Source organism: Brevibacillus sp. AG, from assembly GCF_028369215.1.
Classification (GTDB): Bacteria; Bacillota; Bacilli; order Brevibacillales; family Brevibacillaceae; genus Brevibacillus; species Brevibacillus porteri.
This window is the reverse complement of sequence record NZ_JAQMYO010000008.1, coordinates 240,365-258,045: the sequence shown is the minus strand read 5'-3', so window position 1 is coordinate 258,045 and position 17,681 is coordinate 240,365. Positions and strand designations below refer to the sequence as shown.

Here is a 17,681-nt window from a genome sequence, read left to right as displayed (position 1 = left end):
TACTGTGAATGTGTATTGTATCCAGAATCAGTGGGTACACGAAACAGACACTTTATTTAACCACGATTTCAACCTTTGTTCCGTCTGGAAAATCCTCTAATTGATTAGAAATCCACGATCCGGCTCCTCGATTATCTGAAGGTGATATGTATTCGATATGTGCCCCCGTACCGCCCTCAGCGCACATGGCCATCGGCCATTCATCTCGATCATACCCCTTCTTTGTAGGAATACCTTTCAGGGACTCATCGCGGTTTTTATCTGCTCCATCCCTGTCAATTGTACAAACGGCTGACTTCCCAGAGGCAACCGCATCTTTGATATGTTTTGCTGTCTCTGGGTAACGCTCAGACGGAAAAACAATTGTATGGACTATGCTGTCGTTGACGACGGGTTTGGTCTCCATTGGCAGAAGGTTTAACAGAAAATAGCCAGTGACGATTAATAGTGCCGTTATCAACGACAGTATCTTTCTCTGATTCATTTTATTGTCCTCCCAAGCTGAAACCCCACTGCGTTACAACCTATATCAAATGTTGAAACCTATTCAATAGCATTGATAACCTTCTCAACCTTTTCTTTTATCTCTGGTTGCTGATCAGAATAGAGTTTGAAAGCTTCTTCCAACAATTCATTCTGATCCTTGCCGGTGACAAAAGCCCATGTTCGTAGTGTCGTTAGGAACTCTTCTGGAAATCGAAAAGACTGTGCCTTTTTTGCCATGATTATTTAAGACTCCTTCCGGTTGCGATTAGCTCGATATAGAGCAGCTATACTAATAATAAATGCTGCTGCAGCGATGATCAGGGTAAGGGTCTCCATGCGGCATCCTCCTTTGACAAGTATGAATGGCGAGGGTATGATTGGCGTATGATGATTGGGGAGGGGAGGAAGCCTGTCGGCTCCCAACCCTTTGGTTCAAGTGACCTCTTGCGTTGCCGCGCAAGGGGTTTTCACTTTTTTCTGGTATTTTGCCAGTTGATAATGGCTGTTACCAGATTCACGATTGCTGTTAGTAGCATGAGTATCGTCACCCAAATCACCTTGCCAACCTCCTTCCTTGTAGTTGGAAGGTATGGAAATCATACCCTCTGATATTATATTAACGTATTTTTGTATTACATGCAATACGTTTTTGGGGGTTGTATTATCTTTTTTTCAAACAAATAACCGCCCAGCATTATGCCGAATCGGTATGATTGTCTGTGCCCTTCTGTGAGCCTTTTTTAGAGCTTTGGAGCATAAGGGTTACCCGAGTTATCCCTTCACCCGAAACAGCGTTAATTTCCCCGTTATATTTCGCCACAAGTCGTTTTATATCGGTCTGTTCCGTGTTTTCTGTCATTGATCCGGAGTGTTCAACGAACAGATACTCCGTGTGGTCCCGACAGCCCCATTCAAACTTAATGTACCGCCCATCCCCATCAAAGCTTTGTGCCGATTCAAAAGCAGTGTCCAAGAGGTTAGAAATTAACAATCTGACGTCCTGAACATCCCAAGCCTCTAACTGTGGTCCATTTGGAGACACCTTCAATTGGAAGTCGATACCTTCTTTTAAGGATTGGGACATTTTTTCATACAAGAGAGCTGAGATTGTCTTGTTTTTGACGTGTTCAGTGATGTCAGTCAATCGCTTTGCTTCAGCCGCCAGGCTTTTTACATAGTCTTCAACTCTTTGGTAATCCTTCAACTTCAAATATCCCAATATCACTGTATAGTGACTCATTGCATTATGGCGGATCGATCGGACAGCAGAAGTCAGGTAGTTCAGTTGTTGGTTGTATTGAGTCTCCGGTTCCGGTTCCGGTTGTCTAACTGATTTCTGAACCAAAGCGACTGTTACATAAAACGAGTAACAAACCAAAAGCAGTAGTATTATCTCTGTGTTGTCCACATCATTTCTACCCCTTTCAATACCTTCGCATGATAGCCACTCCATATAAGTCTTTTGTTATCCATTACCCACTTTGTTGGAAACGAAAACACTAAGTAGTGTAGTTTTTTGAATACAAGCACAAAAAGGCCACCAGATATTTTCGGTGGCTTTTTACATCCAAAAATCTTCTTGTTTAACTCGTGGATCAACCTTTTTCAAAGTCTTTAATATCTTCTGGACGGTTCGCAAATTTGGTGTGTATTCATCGTCAGATGCAATCCTTGATATGGTCGCACGGTTCAACTCTGTTTCTCGACTTAACCATTGTTGAGTAATCCCTCGCTGATCCAACCACTTTCCCAATCGGGACCGATCTTTCCCCAATCCCCATCCTGCCATAATCAAATCACCTCATCCAAAAGCTTGGACAAGAATTTCAAAAAACAAACATACCTGCAACAAAAAAGTAGCATTTTGGACAGTCATTCACTCGTAGTCTTTACTACAACAGCGACCACACTAGCAACCGACATAATTACCTACATACCCCTACGGCATTATTAGATCCTTCAACTAGCAAGCAGATTGAAAACGACAACTTTGTTAAGAGCGGAGCGATGAGCAAAGTGAAGCGCAAAGCTCTTGCGAGGAAGGAGCGGAATTGTATGAACGTTTTGGAGAGTATAACGACTGTTTTGGATGACAGGCTACAAGACTTGTTCCGCGATGCGGTAATTGAATTGTTTGGCGGGGCTATGTTTGGAGGCTTACCCAGCGCAAGGCTGGCAGACGGTTTATACCTGTTGGCGAAAGGTATCACCACAGCGTGTATAATCACGTATTGCGCTTTGAAAGTGCCAGGGTGGGTGAATGATCGAGCCAAGGTGAAAGAGCGGCTGGTAAGGGCTTTTATCGAGGCTGATATCCATGTTGAAAAGCAGCGGCGAGACCTCGGGGATGGGAATATGAAGCCATTCCGGATCTTCCCGACTATTGAACGAGTGACGATCACAGATAGCTGTATAACAGTGAACTTGCAACTGCCGATCGGGATGGACCCGGCTGTTATCGAGCGGAATGCTTGGGTGTTCGCTAATACGTTTGGTCCGACAGCTCATCTACTGAACGACAAGGCTGGACGGTTCCGATTGGTAATACCCAAGGAGCTACCAACCAAGATTGAATATGACTTGGAGAATGCAAAGGAAGCTATGAAGAAAGCAGGTGGATTTGCACTCTACATTGGAGAGGCATACAACGGCAGCGTAGCTGTCGATCTAAAGCAGGCACCTCACGTTGGATTAGTCGGAGTAACGGGCTGGGGAAAGTCCACTGCATTACGTGTCATGCTCAACAGTTGGCTCGAGACATATTCCCCAGACCGTCTACGGCTGTTTCTTGGCGATTTAAAGATGACGGAGTTCGGGATGTATAGGAATGTTCCACACGTTGAAGGAAGCATAGCTGTACGGCGCGGTGAAGTGGTTGCATTGCTTGCAGAAGTCCACGAAATTCTTCTCTACAGACAGGAGTTGTTTCATGCAGCAGGCACTGTTGATCAAAGCGAGTACGAGGAACTGACTGGTGTGATATTGCCTTATGTTGTGGTCTGCATCGATGAAGTTGCCAGTTTAGAAGGAGAGTCAGCAGCTCATGACATCCTTGAAGAGATAGGACAGTTGGGGCGTAGCTTTGGAATCTTCCTGGTGATGTCCCAACAGAGAATAGATCGCGAAGTAATGGATGGGAAGCTCAAGAACAATCTGAATGTGCGGATCGCATACAGGATGAGCGACGACATGAATAGCCGAATGTTCTTGAACTCAACAGTTGCAGCTGAGCTCAAGATTAAAGGCCGGTGTTATGTGAAAGAGGCAACGGAGCTGAAAGAAGTACAGACACCTTGGCTTCCTCCGAAGGAAGCACGAGCGCAGTTGGCTGAGGTGAAGAAACGATATGTAGGCATCCAGAAGGAACCACTCATCCCACCAATCAACCCAAATATTCCGCAGTCTGTCGAAATGAACGAAAAGGAGAGTAACGAGCTGCGCGAACTCCTAAGCACTCTTATGGAACGGGAGGTGCCGCCTCATGCAAAAACGCGATAAGTCCATCCTGAAGGACTTGGAACGGTTTCGTTGTCTGTCGCGGGATGACATCATCAAACTACACTTTGGGGGTATTAAGGACGCTGTGAATGCGGCAAATCGTGTGCTACGCCGCCTACGTGATCGCGGGGAGGTTGACGTCATCACGAGCCATTCACCATACGTGTATGCCATCAAGCCATCGCCAATTAAACGAGACTCACAGAAGATTCCACACTACCTGGAGATAGCTGCTGTGTACCATCAAATGGCTGAGCTGCGCGCGCCAGATATCTTCGTGCCAGAGCCGAAGTTTGGAAAGGGTATGCCTGAACCAGATGCATTTGCTATGTGGGGGAAGCCAATGTTTATTGAGGTACAGAGGAGCCAATTCACTCCATCTGTATGGGCGGAAAAGTTCGCTCGTTACCGGACGCTTTATCATCGGGGTAGAATTGCAAAAGAACCTTGGCAAAATCCACAAGCTCCAGCTTTTCCATTGTTGATCATTCTCACTGAGCACAGGATTCCAATTCCGGAGGGCTTGCCGTTTAAGGCGTTTCAAATCAGGAGTATATCGCAGTTATTTAGGTGATTAGACAGCGGGGGAAGTAAGGGGATAAACACTTAAAAGACGCTACTTAGTGTATTTTTGAGCCGTGAGTAGACCTTTGTCTACTCTTTTTTTTGGCGCTTTCTCTGGCTTGGGGGTATGTATTCCCATTCATACAACTGTTCTATGGGGACTGACAATGCACTTGCAATAGTCATAGCTGTATTAAGAGACATTGTTGGCTTTTGACCATTGATATAGTCATTCAACTGAGATGGGGCCATGTTGATCTTCTTTGCAAAATCGATGTACTTGATACGACGTTCAGTGAGAATTACCCCCAGCCGGCAGCGCCCGGCTCGATATGGCATTATTTCCTCCAAGTAGATTGTTGAACGCTTTGATTCTACCATATTTTTTCGCAATAAATATTAAAAGTAGGTATAATATCCTAAAAAGCGATTTTATTTCGAATGTGAACAGGTTATGATGTAAATATCCGTTTCATTTCGGATAAAGGAGGAACCATCATGATACAAAGCTTGAAACTCTTAGTATTAGAAGATGCTGTTGAACACCAAGAACTGATCAGAAAATCATTAGAGATGATCGGTGTTAATCATATTAAGTTTGCACAAACGATCGGTGAGTTTTTCGATATTTTGGAACAGAGCGGGAAAGACTTCAATTCGTTTATCATCGATGTGCAATTAGGCGAAGGTCAAATGGATGGCGTTCAAGTACTTAAACTGGCCCGCTCGTTAGGGTTTGCATATCCAGCGGCGGTAGTGACAGTAGATACGTCGTTAGTTGATCCACTGAAGTGCTATGAACAGGGTGTGACTGCAATCTTTTCTAAAGAGAGACTGTACACGGAAAATGCCATGGAATTTTTAGCTAGAGGACTTGCAGAGCGAATAGTTTGTACGAGAATCAACGAAAACAAAGGTATGGTTGTGCCAGTTGTAAACGAAGAAATCACTTATTTGCCAGCATCAGACATCTTGTACATTCAGTTTGTTGACGGTACATACACGATACATACCTATTCGGAAAGTTATGTAACAACGTTACCCATCAAATTGTATGCACGGCTCTTAGAGCCATTTGACTTTTACACTGCCTCCAAAAGTGCATTGGTCAATCTAAATGCAGTAGAACAAATGGACATGCTAGAACATTTTGTGACGTTTTATCACGATACTAGTAATCGCACGATTCCAGTTCAAAAAACTTCTGTCAGTGCTATAAGTAAATACATCAAAAACAGAATAAAGTAATAAAATGATCGAAAATCAAGTTTCATTCAGAATGAGACTTGATTTTTGTTTTTTTATGGGTTTTAATTTGGATATAATCAAGAAAAAATATTCTGTCGAATAAATGATTATTGTTTGGGGGGATTAATGTGTTAGCAACAACCTATAGTTTACATACAGTTCTGTCCGAAGACATAAAAGAGGCAGGACGGACACAGGCATCAATTGCTGAGGAGCTTGGAGTATCAAAGCCGACTTTAAGCCAAGTATTAAAAGGTGATAAATCGATTTCATTGCAGCTATTGGATGGGATTACATCAGCATTACAGCGCCCCTGTGGTCATTATTACCATTTGTACATGGAAGAGTGTTTTTCCGGTGACGGAAAACGACCTAGAAAGCCTAAGAAACTTGAAAAATACATTCTGCATTGTCTGGAAAAGGGACTTGATCTTCAAGCCAGTGAAGCTATAAGTAAGATGCTTGAGGATGGGGGATATTTGGCAAATATCTTTGACATAGGGGAGGAGTTATACACTAAAGGATTGTTAGAAAAAGCTTTCGACTATTTCGGATTAGTTACAAAACATGAACGGGATCGTACAGCAATTCATTTGGCAATGGCCTACTATCGCCAGTTGAAAATTATCCGTAATCAAAATACAGAGCTTGCTTGTGAAATAGCAATTCGATTAAGTGATTATCTTGATTTTGTAAAAGAGGATGAGATGTTAGAGGCTTATTACAAAGTAATTTCAGTATTCCGTTTAAACTATAAGTGGGATCACATTCTAACTTACGGAAAAAAGATGCTGAGCCTATCATACAAAGAAAACCGATTAGAATATGCGGGTGACGCATTGATCAAATTAGCAATTGCAGCACGGGAAAAGGGAGATATCAACGGAGCGATTCAGTACCACGATGAATGTATGAAAATCCCAGTCGGAAACTACCGGATATGGGCAGAAGGTAATAAATACATTACGTTGATCAGAGCAGGCGATATTACCGGTGTCCGTAAACTCTTTGATTTTTGTTTGTTACATCGAGAAATAAGTTACGAAGGCTTAGAAGTGATACTTGATGCGGCAGTGTCCTATGATTTGCAAGAGATCATTCAGGAATTCTTTGTAGAATTTGCAGATCAGATAAAAGTTATTGAACAGGAACGGAATAAAGAGGCAGTACTTCAGCGTGGCTACATAAATTTGATTCTTGCGAAATCAATTTGGCAACTCAAAAACGGGCGTTTTCAAGGAGTAAAGGACGCAATGGAAGCAGTAGAACTTGCAATGAAGTTACGCTTAAAAAAACAAGCTATAAATGGATTGAAAATAGTACTTCAACACGCAAATAAATCATCAATGGAATTCCAAAAATGCTTGGAATTACTTGAGAAAATAGCATGATATAAAGTATCACTTGACACCTCATTCATTAAAAGATTATTATGTTTCAAACTTTTTGAAGGGGTGTTTTCCATGAAAAAGATCATAGCTTCTTTATTTGCGACAGTACTTGTTTTGTCCAGTGCAATTGGCGCTTCTGCTGACTTTGGCGAACGAAATGTCGTTTCCCCTAAGCAACCACCGGTTGTAACATACGATTTTGGTGAACGAAATTAAAAAATAGAAAAATTAGCCATTAGTGGATACATCTGCTAATGGCTAATTTTCTTTATACTAATGTTAAGGTAATCATCTTGTACAAATGACTAAGGTATGAGATACTTGTACCATAGTGGAAGAGAACGGGTGTTCCTAAAGTGGAGGGGGAAAATGTATGGAGCAAAAGAAGCTTGAGTTATTGTCTTACATTATCAACAATTGCACAGAAGAAGAGCTTGATAAGCTTTACGAGGAATTCAAATTGGCACAACAAAAAGAAGTGACCTCCACCCCAGCATAGGATTAAGGTCACTTCACCAACCAAGACCAAAGGTGCGCTAACACCTGCGGTCTTTTTTTATTTTACACTTATTTAGGCATTTTGTCTCGGAATGTCATTTCCAGGAAAGCAAAAAACTTCTCTTGTTCATCTTCATTCATGTTCCCTAGAATCTTAGATATTTTAATAGCGTTCTTGCTGGTATCAGGGGATACACCGAAAGGGTCGTTACTCCGCCCTAATAGATAATCTGTACTTACCCCAAAGAACTCCGCGAATCCAACTATCAACTCCAAGGTAGGTTGTCTTTTGCTCAGCTCGTAGCCTGAAATAGTAACCTTACCCAATCCGAACTTTGCGCCAAGCTCCTCTTGTGACAGATCCTTCCCTTCACGAAGTTCACGCAATCTCATACCGAAAGAAGTCATCTAAAATTCACCCGTTCCTTCTATAGCTAATATACCCTCATTGTAGTCAACAGTTTGCTAACTGTAAACAAAAAAGTGAGCGTAATGCTAATTTATTCATTGACTGTTAGCGAAATGCTTACTATTATTAAAAACAGATAGCAAAAACGTTACTGGATGTGATGACAGATGAGCAAACGAATCAAAGAGCGCAGAAAACACCTCGGTCTCAAATTGGATTTCGTAGCTGACCGTGCCGGCATATCCAAAGGGTACCTTTCTCAGATCGAAAACGGACACCGCGGCAATCGCCTTACATACGTTCTGGCACGGAAGCTAGCTAATGTTTTAGAAACAACACCAGATGAATTGTTAGAGGAGGAAGCGGAATGAAGGACTTGGTTTTTGTAGAACAAGGACGAGTCGTTACAGACAGTTTGATTGTTGCTAGCACGTTTGGTAAAAATCACGCTGATGTTCTTCGGGACATACGCAACCTGGGTTGCAGTAAAGAATTTCGACTCAGCAATTTTGCAGAGTCCTCATACACCAATCAACAAGGTAGGCAAATGCCAAAGATTGATATGACTCGGGACGGCTTCACATTTTTGGTTATGGGTTACACAGGGAAAGAGGCTGACCGTTTCAAGGAGGACTACATCAAAGCATTCAATCTGCTGGAACAGCAACTCAGGAGCAACTATCCTCAAATGTCACAACTCGAAATCGTCGCTCACCTGGCACTACAAGCGGTGCAAAAGGAGAAGGAGGACGCTAGACGGGATCAGGAAATCCAATCGCTCAAGAGTGGTATCATCACACTGACAGAAAATCTCACCGCTATCCCGGATGCCGCCAAAGTAGTTGACTTGGTGAATGAATACGCACGGTGGACACGTATAGGACACAACGAGATTTACAACAGAGTGTACGACATCATGAAAGATCAACATGGAATTGATGTTCCTCTGAAAGTGAAGAACGAAAGAGAAAAGGTCAACCAAGCCCAAATAGCTGCAAAAGGAAAACCATACGCTGAATCAACCTTGAAGAGCAAAGTGAATGGAATCGATGTCATGGTTCGGAATGGTTGGTTAGAAAAGTTCAGCGTGATTTTGGCAAGTCTCCTGGCACAAGAAAAAGCAAATGCACTGCCAGTGTTCGAGGGTTAAGGGTATGACAGCAGCCGAAGCAAACCGCCGACAAGCTGAGATTTGGGCCAGGGATGTCCAGAATGAGAACAACTTGATGAGGCCAGTATCTGGAGACGATGTATGCCAGGACTTCTATAAGCGTGTTTTAACCTTCTGCGAACAGCATGGAGTAGAAACTACTAATTCTACTCCAAATCAAGTAATTTCCCACCTATAAAAGGTGAGAGGGGGATGTGTGATGCAAGTAGTGTTGGACAAGTTGGAAGAGTTGGAAAAGCAACGCAGCTTGATCAAGATAAATCTCGATTCGGCTAAGAAGTGCTTGAAGAGCACACAGGAAGCTCGACGCCTGATCGATACAGCGGAAGAAGCAGCACAGCGCCAGGTTAACCACTGGCAGGACGAGCTTGACGAAACGGACAAGCAGATCAACAAACATATGGCGATCGCCAGAAACGAGGAGGCTGGGTACTGATGGATCGATTCTCAGGAGTAAGCATTTCAGACGTACAGGAAACAAAAGTGGTAGACCATTGCGACGAGTGCGGCGGTGAGATTTACGATGGTGTCTTAGCTTGGAAAGTGGGTAGCGACATCTTCTGCAGTAGTGATTGCATGCTATCAAATATCGGAGCTAAGCCCATCACGGCTGGGGAGGAGTAGTGATGATGATCCAAGTCTCTATCACATATTGGTCATGGTGGGTCGAGGATTTCTTGTTGCCACTATCCACAGTCAAAAGCAGCCAATTTGTTCGAACATATCAGCGAAGAAACAGGCTGCTAACCCCAGGAAGACGGGTGCGCGGGGACGTGGGATGAGGCTTCGGCCTCGTGTGAAGGCATCGAGAAAGAACCCGCACAGTTCTTCTATATCACTCGATGCTTTCACAAGTGGTCGAAACCACATGATCGAGGTACAGCAGGCGTGTTCACCGGAGACACATGGTTCCCGTAGAGGCAGGGACGGGAACACGTCGATCAAGAGAGGAGGAAATGCAATGTCAACTGTTGCGAAAGAAAAACGGGTCAATCCCGAAAGGCTCTCAACTTCCGATCTGGTTAAGATGATTCAAAAAAATCGTCAGGTTGAGGAGTGCAAACAGGAGTGGCTTTATAGATGGGGTCATGAGTACCCAATGCACAAAGTGGGCAACGAAGTGAAGTCATACATCTAATCAAAAGGAGTGATCCAAATGAATCCTATGCAAGCGCTGGAATTGGACGAGCTGCAAGAAATGGAGTTCCAGACTTCGCCTGAGGAAGTTCGGCAACGTTTCAAAATCACCGATCTTGATTCATTAAACTGGGCACTACGCAAAATCGCTGCTTTAGATGCTCAACTTGCGGAGAAAAACGAGCTTGCTGCAAAAGAAAAGGCGCGGATTGATAAGTGGTTGCACAAGGAAAGCAAGTCAATCCAGCAAAGCAAGGAGTTTCTGGAAGGGCTCATTACAATCTTTGCACATGAACAACGCAGTAAGGATCCAAAGTGGAAGTCGGAGTCAACGCCATACGGAAAAGTTTCCTTGCGTAAGATGCCAGCTAAATGGGATTACAACGAAGAATTGGCGCTCGAGACGGTTCAGTCTGCTGGAATGGACAAGTTCATCCGCATTAAGACAGAGCTGGATAAAGCGATCTTAAAGAAAAGCGTTGTCGTTCGAGACGATGGTCAAGTGGTTGATCCGGAAACAGGATTGGTTATCGCTGGAGTTACGGTATCTGACCAACCTGACATTTTGAAAGTAGAAATAACATCGACAGAGAGGTGAGTAACTTGAACAAAAGTGAATCGATTAAAGAATTGGCTTCAGCCCTTGCGAAATTCAACGGAGAGGTTTCTCGGATCGCAAAGGACGCAAATAATCCATTTTTTAAGAACAAGTACGCGACATTAGATCAAATCATCGATGAAGTTAGACCCAACCTAACCAGTCACGGTTTATCAATCATTCAAATCCCTTGTGGTGAAGGTGACCTCATTACTTTAAAAACAGTTCTTATGCATGAAAGTGGAGAGTGGATTGAGAGTGAGCCTCTTTCCATGAAGCCAGTAAAAAATGATCCACAGTCAATTGGTTCAGCAATCACATACGCACGACGCTACTCTTTATCTGCCTTTCTGTCACTGAATACTGGGGAAGACGACGACGGAAATGCTGCTACTCATGCGAAGCAACCTAATCGTTCTTCAAACCAAGGAGTTAACCACAGCAGCAATCAATCAAAATCACAAACAAGTAATGCCTCTGGAGGTTCTCAAAAAATATCAGATCAGCAACTCAAAGCATTACAGGCTTCAATATCAGAACTTGAAAAACTTGGGGCCCCAAGGGATCAGATTATTTCTCTACTCAAACAAAATCCTGATATCGGAGATTTTGAAAGCACAAAAGAGCTGACAATTGGAAAGGCATCAAAAGCAATTGAACAAGTTAAGGCGTGGATTAAAGCGAGAGGCGGGACATCCCAATGAACAAGATAATTCTAATCGGTAACCTCACCAAAGACCCAGAGTTACGCTTTACCCCTAACGGAGTAGCGGTTTGCACCTTCACTCTCGCGGTCAATCGCCCGAGACGAGGTGAACAGCAAGAAACGGACTACATTAACATCGTTGTTTGGCAGAAGCTTGGCGAACGAGCAGCTGAATACCTGGGAAAAGGACGGAAATGCGCGGTTGAGGGACGAATGCAAATCCGCAACTACGACAACAAGGAAGGCCAAAAGGTGTATGTCACCGAGGTAATCGCTGAGAGCATTGAATTCCTTGGTGGTCGTGGTGAGAAACGAGAGCAACAATCACAACAATCTGACCCGCCTGCCGATCCATTCGGAGACCCGTTCGCAACTGCTGGCAAGCCAATCAATATCTCAGATGACGACTTACCTTTCTAGCGAGGTGAAATAATGACTGACCAAGAACGAGAGCGTTTTATGGCTGGACGTGAACGATACGGAAAGGCACTTTCTCTAGCTTGGAAGCATCGGATTTATTTTTTTCGAGTCTATCGCGAATTACCGTGTGGTGGACGATCTAAAACGAGGTACTACCAAGCGCATAAGCTACTACCGGATGGAAGGTGGATCAAATTTATTACACCATCTGCATCTGAATCCATTGAGAGGGTAGCTGCTGAACTAGGTGTGGCGCTATGAATGGACAAGTCTACACCATCCAAGGGTTGCGCTGGGAGGTAATCAGCACTTTTCAGCGCAGGGGAGTTGAGTGGGCCAAGATGAAATGCCTGGACAAACGGCGGAAGCAACGGTCAGTAACTGTAGAGTTTTTGAAGCTGATCGCACCGTTTCGCCGGGTTTCATAAGGAGTTGAAATCATGAGCATCAAGTGGATTAAGATAACAACGGCCATGTTCGATGACGAGAAGATTAAACTGATTCGCAACCTTCCTGAAGCAGACAGTATTTTGCTGACGTGGATACAACTGTTGGTACAGGCAGGCAAGGCGAATGCAAGCGGCAGCATCATTCTGAATGAGCGAATCCCGTACACAGAAGAAATGCTAGCTACCATTTTCGATAGATCGATCAATGTCATTAGGCTGGCTCTAAGAACGTTTGAACAGTTTGGAATGATTCACATGGAAAACGGTGTAATCACAATATCCAATTGGGATAAACACCAGAATGTTGATGGCATGGATAAGATACGAGAACTGAACCGTCAAAGGGTAGCGCGGCATCGAGAAAAGCAAAAACAGCTACCGAACAATTGTAATGGTACAGGTAACGTTACAGTAACGCATGGTAACGCACTAGATATAGATATAGATAAAGAATTAGATATAGAGAAAGAAATAGATATAAATAATAACGTCACTAGCGTTCCTACATCCAAAATCCCTTACAAAGAAATTGTGGAATACCTGAATGTGAAAGCTGGAACCAGTTACAAATTCACTGGTAAGAAAACGCAGTCTCTAATCAGAGCGCGTTGGAATGAGGGCTTCACTTTGGAAGACTTCAAAAAAGTCATAGATAACAAAGTAGATGATGCCAACGACTCTACTAATCTATTTGACGCTCAGTACTTACGACCTGAAACATTGTTCTCAAATAAATTCGAAGGCTATCTCAATCAAAGGAGGAGACAAAATGCTGGCTCAACAGGACTTGATTCAAAGCGTGAGCAACAGTATCGCAAAGTTGGGCGTATCGAATAGAAATTGCTCTATATGTGGGCAGTTAGTCGAAGCCAAACTAGTTGACCTCCCTGGCATTGGTCAAAGAATGGTTGGAATTGCATGCATTTGCGAGACAAAGCAGTTAAAACAAGAAGAAAAAATGGCTGCCCGGAGAGAACGAAATGGCTACCTACATACTTTCAGTGATGATGATCAAATGGTTGCCAATGCAACGTTCGATAAATTTGAACTGGAACAAGGAACTACAAGTGGGTATCGGATAGCGAAGGATTTTGCTCAGAACTTAGTGGCATGGGGGCCAAGAGGATTTTACTTCTGTGGAGATAACGGCTGTGGAAAATCGCATCTTCTATCATCGATCACCGTTCATCTTCGCAAAAATGGATTTGCAGTCATCTATACGACCGGAAAGACGTTGATTCAACGGGCTAAACCAGCGATGTCTAAGGCGGAAGTGTTGGAGGCGTACAGAAATTGTGATGTTTTGATAATCGACGAGATTGGTGCGGATGTGCCAGCAGATTGGGAAATCGGCGACTTATTTACAGCTATGAACTCTAGACAGGGGAGAAAGCCAATTCTTTACGGTTCGAATCTGAGCATTGACGAGTTGGAAGCCAAAATGAACGCTAAACAAGCTGGATGGGGAACTAGATTGATGGAGCGAATCATTGCTGACACGGTTGGTCAAATCATGATGCAGGGCGAGAGTCGACGTTTTGATAAGCACGTCGAGAATCAGGCATGGCTACAGGGGAGGTTGAACCAAGGTGTTTGATAACCTCCCTTATAACCAACAAGCTGAACAGTCAGTTTTAGGTGCGGTGTTTTTAAAACGGGAAGTCATACAATCTTTGATTGAAACTCTATCACTTGGCGATTTCTACCTTTCGCAGCATAACAAAATCTTCGCAGCAATGGTCGACATGCAAGAGGCTGGTGAGCCGATCGACATTTTGACCCTAACTGAAACACTAATAAACCTCAAGCAGTTGGACGAAATTGGCGGAGCTCATTATTTGACACAGCTTGCGTCAGCAGTTCCAACAGCTGAAAACGCGGTTCATTATGCCAAGATCGTGAAAGAGAACTCACTACGCAGAAAACTCATTTTGCTTGGACATAAGTTGGCCACGCAGGGCGGTAATACAGAAGAAGATACATCAGTGTTAATGGCTGAAGTGATGAAACAGTTGATCGAGTTGGAGATGAGCAAAGTTGATCAAAGTGGATTTCAGAGCGCAAAAGCAGTTCTAGAAGAGACATATGATCGACTTGAGAGAGTTACGCAGAACAAGGGGGCCGTGACTGGTGTCCCATCTGGATACCCGGATCTGGATAAAATGACAGCTGGGTTTCAGCGTAGTGACCTAATTATCCTAGCGGCGCGACCATCAGTCGGAAAAACGGCTTTCGCCTTGAATGTAGCGCAGAACGTGGCTGTTCGAGCAAACGAAACGGTAGCCATCTTTTCTCTAGAAATGCCAGCAGCGCAGTTAATGACTCGGATGCTATGCGCTGAGGGAAATATCGATGCTTCGCGGATCAGAACGGGGCTTTTGGAAGAAGACGATTGGCAAAAAATCACCATGAGCATGGGGATTTTGGCAAAGGCACCAATATTTATCGACGATACACCTGGAATCACTGTGGCTGACATTCGAACAAAATGTCGGGTTTTAAAGAAGAAGCACGGCTTGGGCCTAATCCTAATCGATTACTTGCAGCTCATACAGGGCAAGGGGAAAAGCCGGGAGGAAGAAGTGTCGGCAATCTCTAGAACGCTCAAAAGTATAGCACGAGAATTGAATGTGCCTGTAATCGCTTTGTCGCAGCTGAGCCGAAAGGTTGAGGGGCGGCAAGACAAACGACCTGGGCTTTCGGATTTACGCGAATCAGGTTCGATTGAACAAGATGCTGACATTGTAGCTTTTCTGTACCGCGACGATTACTACAACCGGGAAACTGAGAACAAAAACATCGTCGAGTTGATCATCGGAAAGCAACGGAATGGCCCAACAGGTACAGTCGAGTTGGCTTTTATGAAGGAGTTCAATAAGTTCCTCTCACTTGATCATCGTTTCCGACAAACGACGATGGACGAGGTGGCAAATGAGCAAGCGGTTAGCTGATGAAATCGTCCGTGATGTAGCCACGAGAATACCAATTCCCGATAGGCTGTTGGAGATCAAGGACCCGAAACAGAGGCGTGATGCACTGGAAGCACACTGGCTCTCTTACGGATACAGCGACCGATTCGAGGTCGTGAGGATAGAAAACGGACATTTCATCATGATGAGAAAACCGCAGATGGATACATGATCATAGTTTAGGTGTTTGAACGTTTAAACTAATCAAATTAGCTCATCACAGGACAAGCCAGTGCAATTGTCTGTCGTGAAACCAAATGAGTTAAAAACACGCCGAAAATCGGTCGAGGAGGGGAGTTTGTGAGCTATCCAGTTTTGTGTAGAGAAAAAGAAATGAAGCCTGGTGTTGTTGGGGCAGAAAAAACTTTCAACATTGCGGACCTTTCGCCAGAAGAGCAAGCGGAATGGGCAAGGAAGCACAACCTTGATTTAGACAAGATCAACGGACGGATCGTTCAACCAACCAAGAGTGATGATACTTCTGGAAAAGTACAACCTACGCAGCCAAAAGAGTTAACGCGGGAATCTTACATCCAGTTGAAAGAGCAACGTTACAACGACTCACAGATTCGCAAGATGTTTGACATTAAGAGTCCAAACGATTTGACAACCTGGAAAGAAAAAAACGGACTCAAGGGGTACAAGGTTCGGTTTGATACTTCCACCAGTGCCGTGATTAACGAGAAAACGGACATCAGGTTTAAAAAACAATCACCTGGCGTGGAAGGACAGGCTTCCCAAAAGGGTGACCCAATCGTCGCTAGTTTAGAAGAAGAGCTAGCAAAGAAGGATGATGAGTTGCAGAGATACTCCTCTTTACTGGACGAAGCCAATAGAGCTCGCGTAAATGCGGAAGCAAAGGCAGAGTCGATGGAAATTGAGCTGCGGCAACACAAGAAGGATAAGACGCCGATCGATTTAAGAAATGCGGTGGCTTGCCTGATGGGTACTGGAGAAGCTGCAGTGGACACATTCGAAGAGTTTCAAGTGCTGGCTGAGGTCCTCGGCAAGATGAAAATGCCATGGATCGCTTCTCATGACACTGTTCGGTTCAACATTGAAACGGCACCATGAGAAAGCGCTATTGCCCACTGTTGCGGAAGATCGAAGAGCGCGGGGAGATTTTCTTCGGTGACCTAATCAAGGGAGTGTACTTCTCAGATTACAAGCAAGTATGGCAGCGACTGAAGTACTACCAGGAAAGCGGCATGATCGAGTACAAGGGCAAGCGGTTTAAAGAAGATACGGTCATCAGGGTGAGGAGGAAGAAACGTGGAAAACAAACAGCCTATAGTGTTCACGGTGTACGGTGAACCAGTCGCACAAGGACGACCAAAAGCGACAACAGTTGGAGGATTTGTAAGGATGTACGACCCGAAAAAATCGAAGGACTTCAAGGATTTCGTCAAGCTGGTAGCCAGTGAACATGCACCGGCAGCTTTACTGGAAGGGCAATTGAAGATGAAAGTTGATGTGTTTCGAACCATCCCCAAATCATTGAGTAAGAAGAAAGCAGCTCAAGCAGAAGCTGGGGAGATCAGGCCAACCTCTAAACCCGATGTAGATAACTACTTGAAGGGGATCAAGGACGCTTTAAAAAGTGTGATTTGGAAGGACGACTCCCAAGTAGTCGAGGTGCTGGTAAGTAAATGGTACAGCGAGCGCCCTCGTGTGGAAGTTCAGATTGCAGAAATTTAACCACATTACATTTCGAGGAGGAAGAAAATTATGAAATCAACGTTCCGTGCAGAAGTTAAAAAATTCAATACAAGCGGTAAAAAACGAGTAATTGAGCTTGAGGTGGTTGGGAAAATGAGTACTCAAGCGATTCTCAACACTGACGCGCTGACAGGTAGCATCGTGGAAGTAGTTCTGGACGACAATCAGATGACTATTGATGAGGTTGAAGATCAAACAGAGCAAATGACAATTGATGATACAAACGAAGAAGATCATGAAGGGGTGGAATACACAGTGGAGCCTGACGGAACAGTTGGGGTCGAACCATCAGATGCTGACAGGGTAGCTCAAGAGTTTGAGGCGGCGAAGCAAGCGGCAGAAAAATCTGAGGAGGAGACTGAGACGATTCCACAATCAGATGCAAATGAACAACTGGAGCCCTTTTAATGGGGCTCCA

The 17,681-nt window shown here is 44.1% G+C and carries 30 protein-coding genes; 24 read left to right on the top strand and 6 right to left on the bottom strand.

Annotation, left to right across the window (positions count from 1 at the left end; translation table 11 throughout):
• Positions 1-52 precede the first annotated feature (52 nt).
• From POF51_RS22380 to POF51_RS22365, 4 genes are all read right to left on the bottom strand, one after another.
• On the bottom strand, positions 53-484 hold the full coding sequence (locus tag POF51_RS22380; protein ID WP_271756125.1) for a NucA/NucB deoxyribonuclease domain-containing protein: 432 nt from the start codon (positions 482-484) through the stop codon (positions 53-55).
• Between the two features lie 59 nt (positions 485-543).
• A complete protein-coding gene (locus tag POF51_RS22375) occupies positions 544-723 on the bottom strand; it encodes a hypothetical protein (RefSeq protein ID WP_271756124.1) in 180 nt (59 codons plus the stop codon).
• A gap of 457 nt (positions 724-1,180) precedes the next feature.
• A complete protein-coding gene (locus tag POF51_RS22370) occupies positions 1,181-1,894 on the bottom strand; it encodes a sensor histidine kinase (RefSeq protein WP_271756123.1) in 714 nt (237 codons plus the stop codon).
• Between the two features lie 153 nt (positions 1,895-2,047).
• Positions 2,048-2,275: a helix-turn-helix domain-containing protein gene (locus POF51_RS22365; RefSeq protein ID WP_271756122.1), complete on the bottom strand. Its 228-nt coding sequence runs from the start codon at positions 2,273-2,275 to the stop codon at positions 2,048-2,050.
• 266 nt (positions 2,276-2,541) lie between these two features.
• On the opposite strand from POF51_RS22365, the gene POF51_RS22360 reads away from it, so the two are divergent.
• Together POF51_RS22360 and POF51_RS22355 are read left to right on the top strand one after the other, a co-directional pair.
• Positions 2,542-3,984, top strand: coding sequence for an FtsK/SpoIIIE domain-containing protein (locus tag POF51_RS22360; RefSeq protein WP_271756121.1), 1,443 nt, complete (start codon positions 2,542-2,544; stop codon positions 3,982-3,984).
• The gene (locus POF51_RS22355) at positions 3,968-4,558 is read left to right on the top strand and encodes a replication-relaxation family protein (protein ID WP_271756120.1); all 591 of its coding nucleotides are present in this window, start codon (positions 3,968-3,970) and stop codon (positions 4,556-4,558) included. Before POF51_RS22360 ends, POF51_RS22355 begins: the two co-directional genes overlap by 17 nt.
• Positions 4,559-4,638: 80 nt before the next feature.
• Here POF51_RS22355 and POF51_RS32205 read toward each other — a convergent pair whose 3' ends face one another.
• A complete protein-coding gene (locus tag POF51_RS32205) occupies positions 4,639-4,887 on the bottom strand; it encodes a helix-turn-helix domain-containing protein (RefSeq protein ID WP_442869609.1) in 249 nt (82 codons plus the stop codon).
• 159 nt (positions 4,888-5,046) lie between these two features.
• Here POF51_RS32205 and POF51_RS22350 point away from each other — a divergent pair, with 159 nt between their 5' ends.
• The 4 genes from POF51_RS22350 (at position 5,047) to POF51_RS22335 (ending at position 7,686) form a co-directional block, all read left to right on the top strand.
• On the top strand, positions 5,047-5,796 hold the full coding sequence (locus POF51_RS22350) for a LytTR family DNA-binding domain-containing protein (protein WP_271756119.1): 750 nt from the start codon (positions 5,047-5,049) through the stop codon (positions 5,794-5,796).
• A gap of 128 nt (positions 5,797-5,924) precedes the next feature.
• Complete coding sequence (locus POF51_RS22345) at positions 5,925-7,187, top strand: helix-turn-helix domain-containing protein (RefSeq protein ID WP_271756118.1); 1,263 nt, start codon at positions 5,925-5,927, stop codon at positions 7,185-7,187.
• 72 nt (positions 7,188-7,259) lie between these two features.
• Positions 7,260-7,403 carry a hypothetical protein gene (locus tag POF51_RS22340; RefSeq protein ID WP_271756117.1) on the top strand — a complete coding sequence of 48 codons (144 nt, stop codon included), beginning with the start codon at positions 7,260-7,262 and terminating at the stop codon, positions 7,401-7,403.
• A gap of 157 nt (positions 7,404-7,560) precedes the next feature.
• Positions 7,561-7,686, top strand: a complete 126-nt coding sequence (locus tag POF51_RS22335; RefSeq protein WP_271756116.1) for a hypothetical protein — start codon at positions 7,561-7,563, stop codon at positions 7,684-7,686.
• A 68-nt stretch (positions 7,687-7,754) separates the two neighbouring features.
• On the opposite strand, the gene POF51_RS22330 is transcribed toward POF51_RS22335, so the two are convergent.
• Positions 7,755-8,093, bottom strand: a complete 339-nt coding sequence (locus tag POF51_RS22330; protein WP_271756115.1) for a helix-turn-helix domain-containing protein — start codon at positions 8,091-8,093, stop codon at positions 7,755-7,757.
• A 168-nt stretch (positions 8,094-8,261) separates the two neighbouring features.
• On the opposite strand from POF51_RS22330, the gene POF51_RS22325 reads away from it, so the two are divergent.
• The 18 genes from POF51_RS22325 to POF51_RS22240 all read left to right on the top strand — a co-directional run bounded on the left by POF51_RS22325 (position 8,262) and on the right by POF51_RS22240 (position 17,671).
• On the top strand, positions 8,262-8,465 hold the full coding sequence (locus tag POF51_RS22325; protein ID WP_271756114.1) for a helix-turn-helix domain-containing protein: 204 nt from the start codon (positions 8,262-8,264) through the stop codon (positions 8,463-8,465).
• Entirely contained in the window at positions 8,462-9,244 is a 783-nt protein-coding gene (locus POF51_RS22320) for a Rha family transcriptional regulator (RefSeq protein ID WP_271756113.1), read from the top strand. Before POF51_RS22325 ends, POF51_RS22320 begins: the two co-directional genes overlap by 4 nt.
• 220 nt (positions 9,245-9,464) lie before the next feature.
• Positions 9,465-9,701, top strand: a complete 237-nt coding sequence (locus tag POF51_RS22315; protein WP_271756112.1) for a hypothetical protein — start codon at positions 9,465-9,467, stop codon at positions 9,699-9,701.
• A complete protein-coding gene (locus POF51_RS22310) occupies positions 9,701-9,889 on the top strand; it encodes a hypothetical protein (protein WP_271756111.1) in 189 nt (62 codons plus the stop codon). The genes POF51_RS22315 and POF51_RS22310 overlap by 1 nt, the downstream gene beginning before the upstream one ends.
• Positions 9,890-10,226: 337 nt before the next feature.
• The gene (locus POF51_RS22305) at positions 10,227-10,403 is read left to right on the top strand and encodes a hypothetical protein (RefSeq protein WP_271756110.1); all 177 of its coding nucleotides are present in this window, start codon (positions 10,227-10,229) and stop codon (positions 10,401-10,403) included.
• 18 nt (positions 10,404-10,421) lie between these two features.
• Entirely contained in the window at positions 10,422-11,000 is a 579-nt protein-coding gene (locus POF51_RS22300; RefSeq protein WP_271756109.1) for a host-nuclease inhibitor Gam family protein, read from the top strand.
• A gap of 5 nt (positions 11,001-11,005) precedes the next feature.
• Complete coding sequence (locus POF51_RS22295; protein WP_271756108.1) at positions 11,006-11,704, top strand: ERF family protein; 699 nt, start codon at positions 11,006-11,008, stop codon at positions 11,702-11,704.
• On the top strand, positions 11,701-12,126 hold the full coding sequence (locus POF51_RS22290) for a single-stranded DNA-binding protein (protein WP_271756107.1): 426 nt from the start codon (positions 11,701-11,703) through the stop codon (positions 12,124-12,126). Before POF51_RS22295 ends, POF51_RS22290 begins: the two co-directional genes overlap by 4 nt.
• 12 nt (positions 12,127-12,138) lie before the next feature.
• Positions 12,139-12,387 (top strand): hypothetical protein, encoded by a 249-nt coding sequence (locus POF51_RS22285; protein ID WP_271756106.1) that lies wholly within the window; start codon positions 12,139-12,141, stop codon positions 12,385-12,387.
• Positions 12,384-12,554 (top strand): hypothetical protein, encoded by a 171-nt coding sequence (locus POF51_RS22280; RefSeq protein ID WP_271756105.1) that lies wholly within the window; start codon positions 12,384-12,386, stop codon positions 12,552-12,554. Before POF51_RS22285 ends, POF51_RS22280 begins: the two co-directional genes overlap by 4 nt.
• A 12-nt stretch (positions 12,555-12,566) precedes the next feature.
• Entirely contained in the window at positions 12,567-13,412 is an 846-nt protein-coding gene (locus tag POF51_RS22275; protein ID WP_271756104.1) for a phage replisome organizer N-terminal domain-containing protein, read from the top strand.
• Positions 13,345-14,172, top strand: coding sequence for an ATP-binding protein (locus POF51_RS22270; protein WP_271756103.1), 828 nt, complete (start codon positions 13,345-13,347; stop codon positions 14,170-14,172). Before POF51_RS22275 ends, POF51_RS22270 begins: the two co-directional genes overlap by 68 nt.
• Positions 14,165-15,526: a replicative DNA helicase gene (gene dnaB, locus POF51_RS22265; RefSeq protein WP_271756102.1), complete on the top strand. Its 1,362-nt coding sequence runs from the start codon at positions 14,165-14,167 to the stop codon at positions 15,524-15,526. Before POF51_RS22270 ends, dnaB begins: the two co-directional genes overlap by 8 nt.
• Positions 15,507-15,716 carry a hypothetical protein gene (locus tag POF51_RS22260; RefSeq protein ID WP_271756101.1) on the top strand — a complete coding sequence of 70 codons (210 nt, stop codon included), beginning with the start codon at positions 15,507-15,509 and terminating at the stop codon, positions 15,714-15,716. Before dnaB ends, POF51_RS22260 begins: the two co-directional genes overlap by 20 nt.
• Before the next feature lie 128 nt (positions 15,717-15,844).
• The gene (locus POF51_RS22255) at positions 15,845-16,618 is read left to right on the top strand and encodes a hypothetical protein (RefSeq protein ID WP_271756100.1); all 774 of its coding nucleotides are present in this window, start codon (positions 15,845-15,847) and stop codon (positions 16,616-16,618) included.
• The gene (locus tag POF51_RS22250) at positions 16,615-16,857 is read left to right on the top strand and encodes a hypothetical protein (RefSeq protein ID WP_271756099.1); all 243 of its coding nucleotides are present in this window, start codon (positions 16,615-16,617) and stop codon (positions 16,855-16,857) included. The genes POF51_RS22255 and POF51_RS22250 overlap by 4 nt, the downstream gene beginning before the upstream one ends.
• The gene (locus POF51_RS22245; protein WP_271756098.1) at positions 16,817-17,242 is read left to right on the top strand and encodes a RusA family crossover junction endodeoxyribonuclease; all 426 of its coding nucleotides are present in this window, start codon (positions 16,817-16,819) and stop codon (positions 17,240-17,242) included. The genes POF51_RS22250 and POF51_RS22245 overlap by 41 nt, the downstream gene beginning before the upstream one ends.
• A gap of 30 nt (positions 17,243-17,272) precedes the next feature.
• Positions 17,273-17,671, top strand: coding sequence for a hypothetical protein (locus tag POF51_RS22240; protein WP_271756097.1), 399 nt, complete (start codon positions 17,273-17,275; stop codon positions 17,669-17,671).
• Positions 17,672-17,681 lie beyond the last annotated feature (10 nt).

Coding starts and splice junctions, on each gene's coding strand:
- POF51_RS22380 (WP_271756125.1), bottom strand. CDS start 484: ATGAATCAGAGAAAGATACTGTCGTTGATAACGGCACTATTAATCGTC.
- POF51_RS22375 (WP_271756124.1), bottom strand. CDS start 723: ATGGCAAAAAAGGCACAGTCTTTTCGATTTCCAGAAGAGTTCCTAACG.
- POF51_RS22365 (WP_271756122.1), bottom strand. CDS start 2,275: ATGGCAGGATGGGGATTGGGGAAAGATCGGTCCCGATTGGGAAAGTGG.
- POF51_RS22360 (WP_271756121.1), top strand. CDS start 2,542: ATGAACGTTTTGGAGAGTATAACGACTGTTTTGGATGACAGGCTACAA.
- POF51_RS22355 (WP_271756120.1), top strand. CDS start 3,968: ATGCAAAAACGCGATAAGTCCATCCTGAAGGACTTGGAACGGTTTCGT.
- POF51_RS32205 (WP_442869609.1), bottom strand. CDS start 4,887: ATGCCATATCGAGCCGGGCGCTGCCGGCTGGGGGTAATTCTCACTGAA.
- POF51_RS22350 (WP_271756119.1), top strand. CDS start 5,047: ATGATACAAAGCTTGAAACTCTTAGTATTAGAAGATGCTGTTGAACAC.
- POF51_RS22340 (WP_271756117.1), top strand. CDS start 7,260: ATGAAAAAGATCATAGCTTCTTTATTTGCGACAGTACTTGTTTTGTCC.
- POF51_RS22335 (WP_271756116.1), top strand. CDS start 7,561: ATGGAGCAAAAGAAGCTTGAGTTATTGTCTTACATTATCAACAATTGC.
- POF51_RS22330 (WP_271756115.1), bottom strand. CDS start 8,093: ATGACTTCTTTCGGTATGAGATTGCGTGAACTTCGTGAAGGGAAGGAT.
- POF51_RS22325 (WP_271756114.1), top strand. CDS start 8,262: ATGAGCAAACGAATCAAAGAGCGCAGAAAACACCTCGGTCTCAAATTG.
- POF51_RS22320 (WP_271756113.1), top strand. CDS start 8,462: ATGAAGGACTTGGTTTTTGTAGAACAAGGACGAGTCGTTACAGACAGT.
- POF51_RS22315 (WP_271756112.1), top strand. CDS start 9,465: ATGCAAGTAGTGTTGGACAAGTTGGAAGAGTTGGAAAAGCAACGCAGC.
- POF51_RS22310 (WP_271756111.1), top strand. CDS start 9,701: ATGGATCGATTCTCAGGAGTAAGCATTTCAGACGTACAGGAAACAAAA.
- POF51_RS22305 (WP_271756110.1), top strand. CDS start 10,227: ATGTCAACTGTTGCGAAAGAAAAACGGGTCAATCCCGAAAGGCTCTCA.
- POF51_RS22300 (WP_271756109.1), top strand. CDS start 10,422: ATGAATCCTATGCAAGCGCTGGAATTGGACGAGCTGCAAGAAATGGAG.
- POF51_RS22290 (WP_271756107.1), top strand. CDS start 11,701: ATGAACAAGATAATTCTAATCGGTAACCTCACCAAAGACCCAGAGTTA.
- POF51_RS22285 (WP_271756106.1), top strand. CDS start 12,139: ATGACTGACCAAGAACGAGAGCGTTTTATGGCTGGACGTGAACGATAC.
- POF51_RS22280 (WP_271756105.1), top strand. CDS start 12,384: ATGAATGGACAAGTCTACACCATCCAAGGGTTGCGCTGGGAGGTAATC.
- POF51_RS22275 (WP_271756104.1), top strand. CDS start 12,567: ATGAGCATCAAGTGGATTAAGATAACAACGGCCATGTTCGATGACGAG.
- POF51_RS22270 (WP_271756103.1), top strand. CDS start 13,345: ATGCTGGCTCAACAGGACTTGATTCAAAGCGTGAGCAACAGTATCGCA.
- POF51_RS22260 (WP_271756101.1), top strand. CDS start 15,507: ATGAGCAAGCGGTTAGCTGATGAAATCGTCCGTGATGTAGCCACGAGA.
- POF51_RS22250 (WP_271756099.1), top strand. CDS start 16,615: ATGAGAAAGCGCTATTGCCCACTGTTGCGGAAGATCGAAGAGCGCGGG.
- POF51_RS22240 (WP_271756097.1), top strand. CDS start 17,273: ATGAAATCAACGTTCCGTGCAGAAGTTAAAAAATTCAATACAAGCGGT.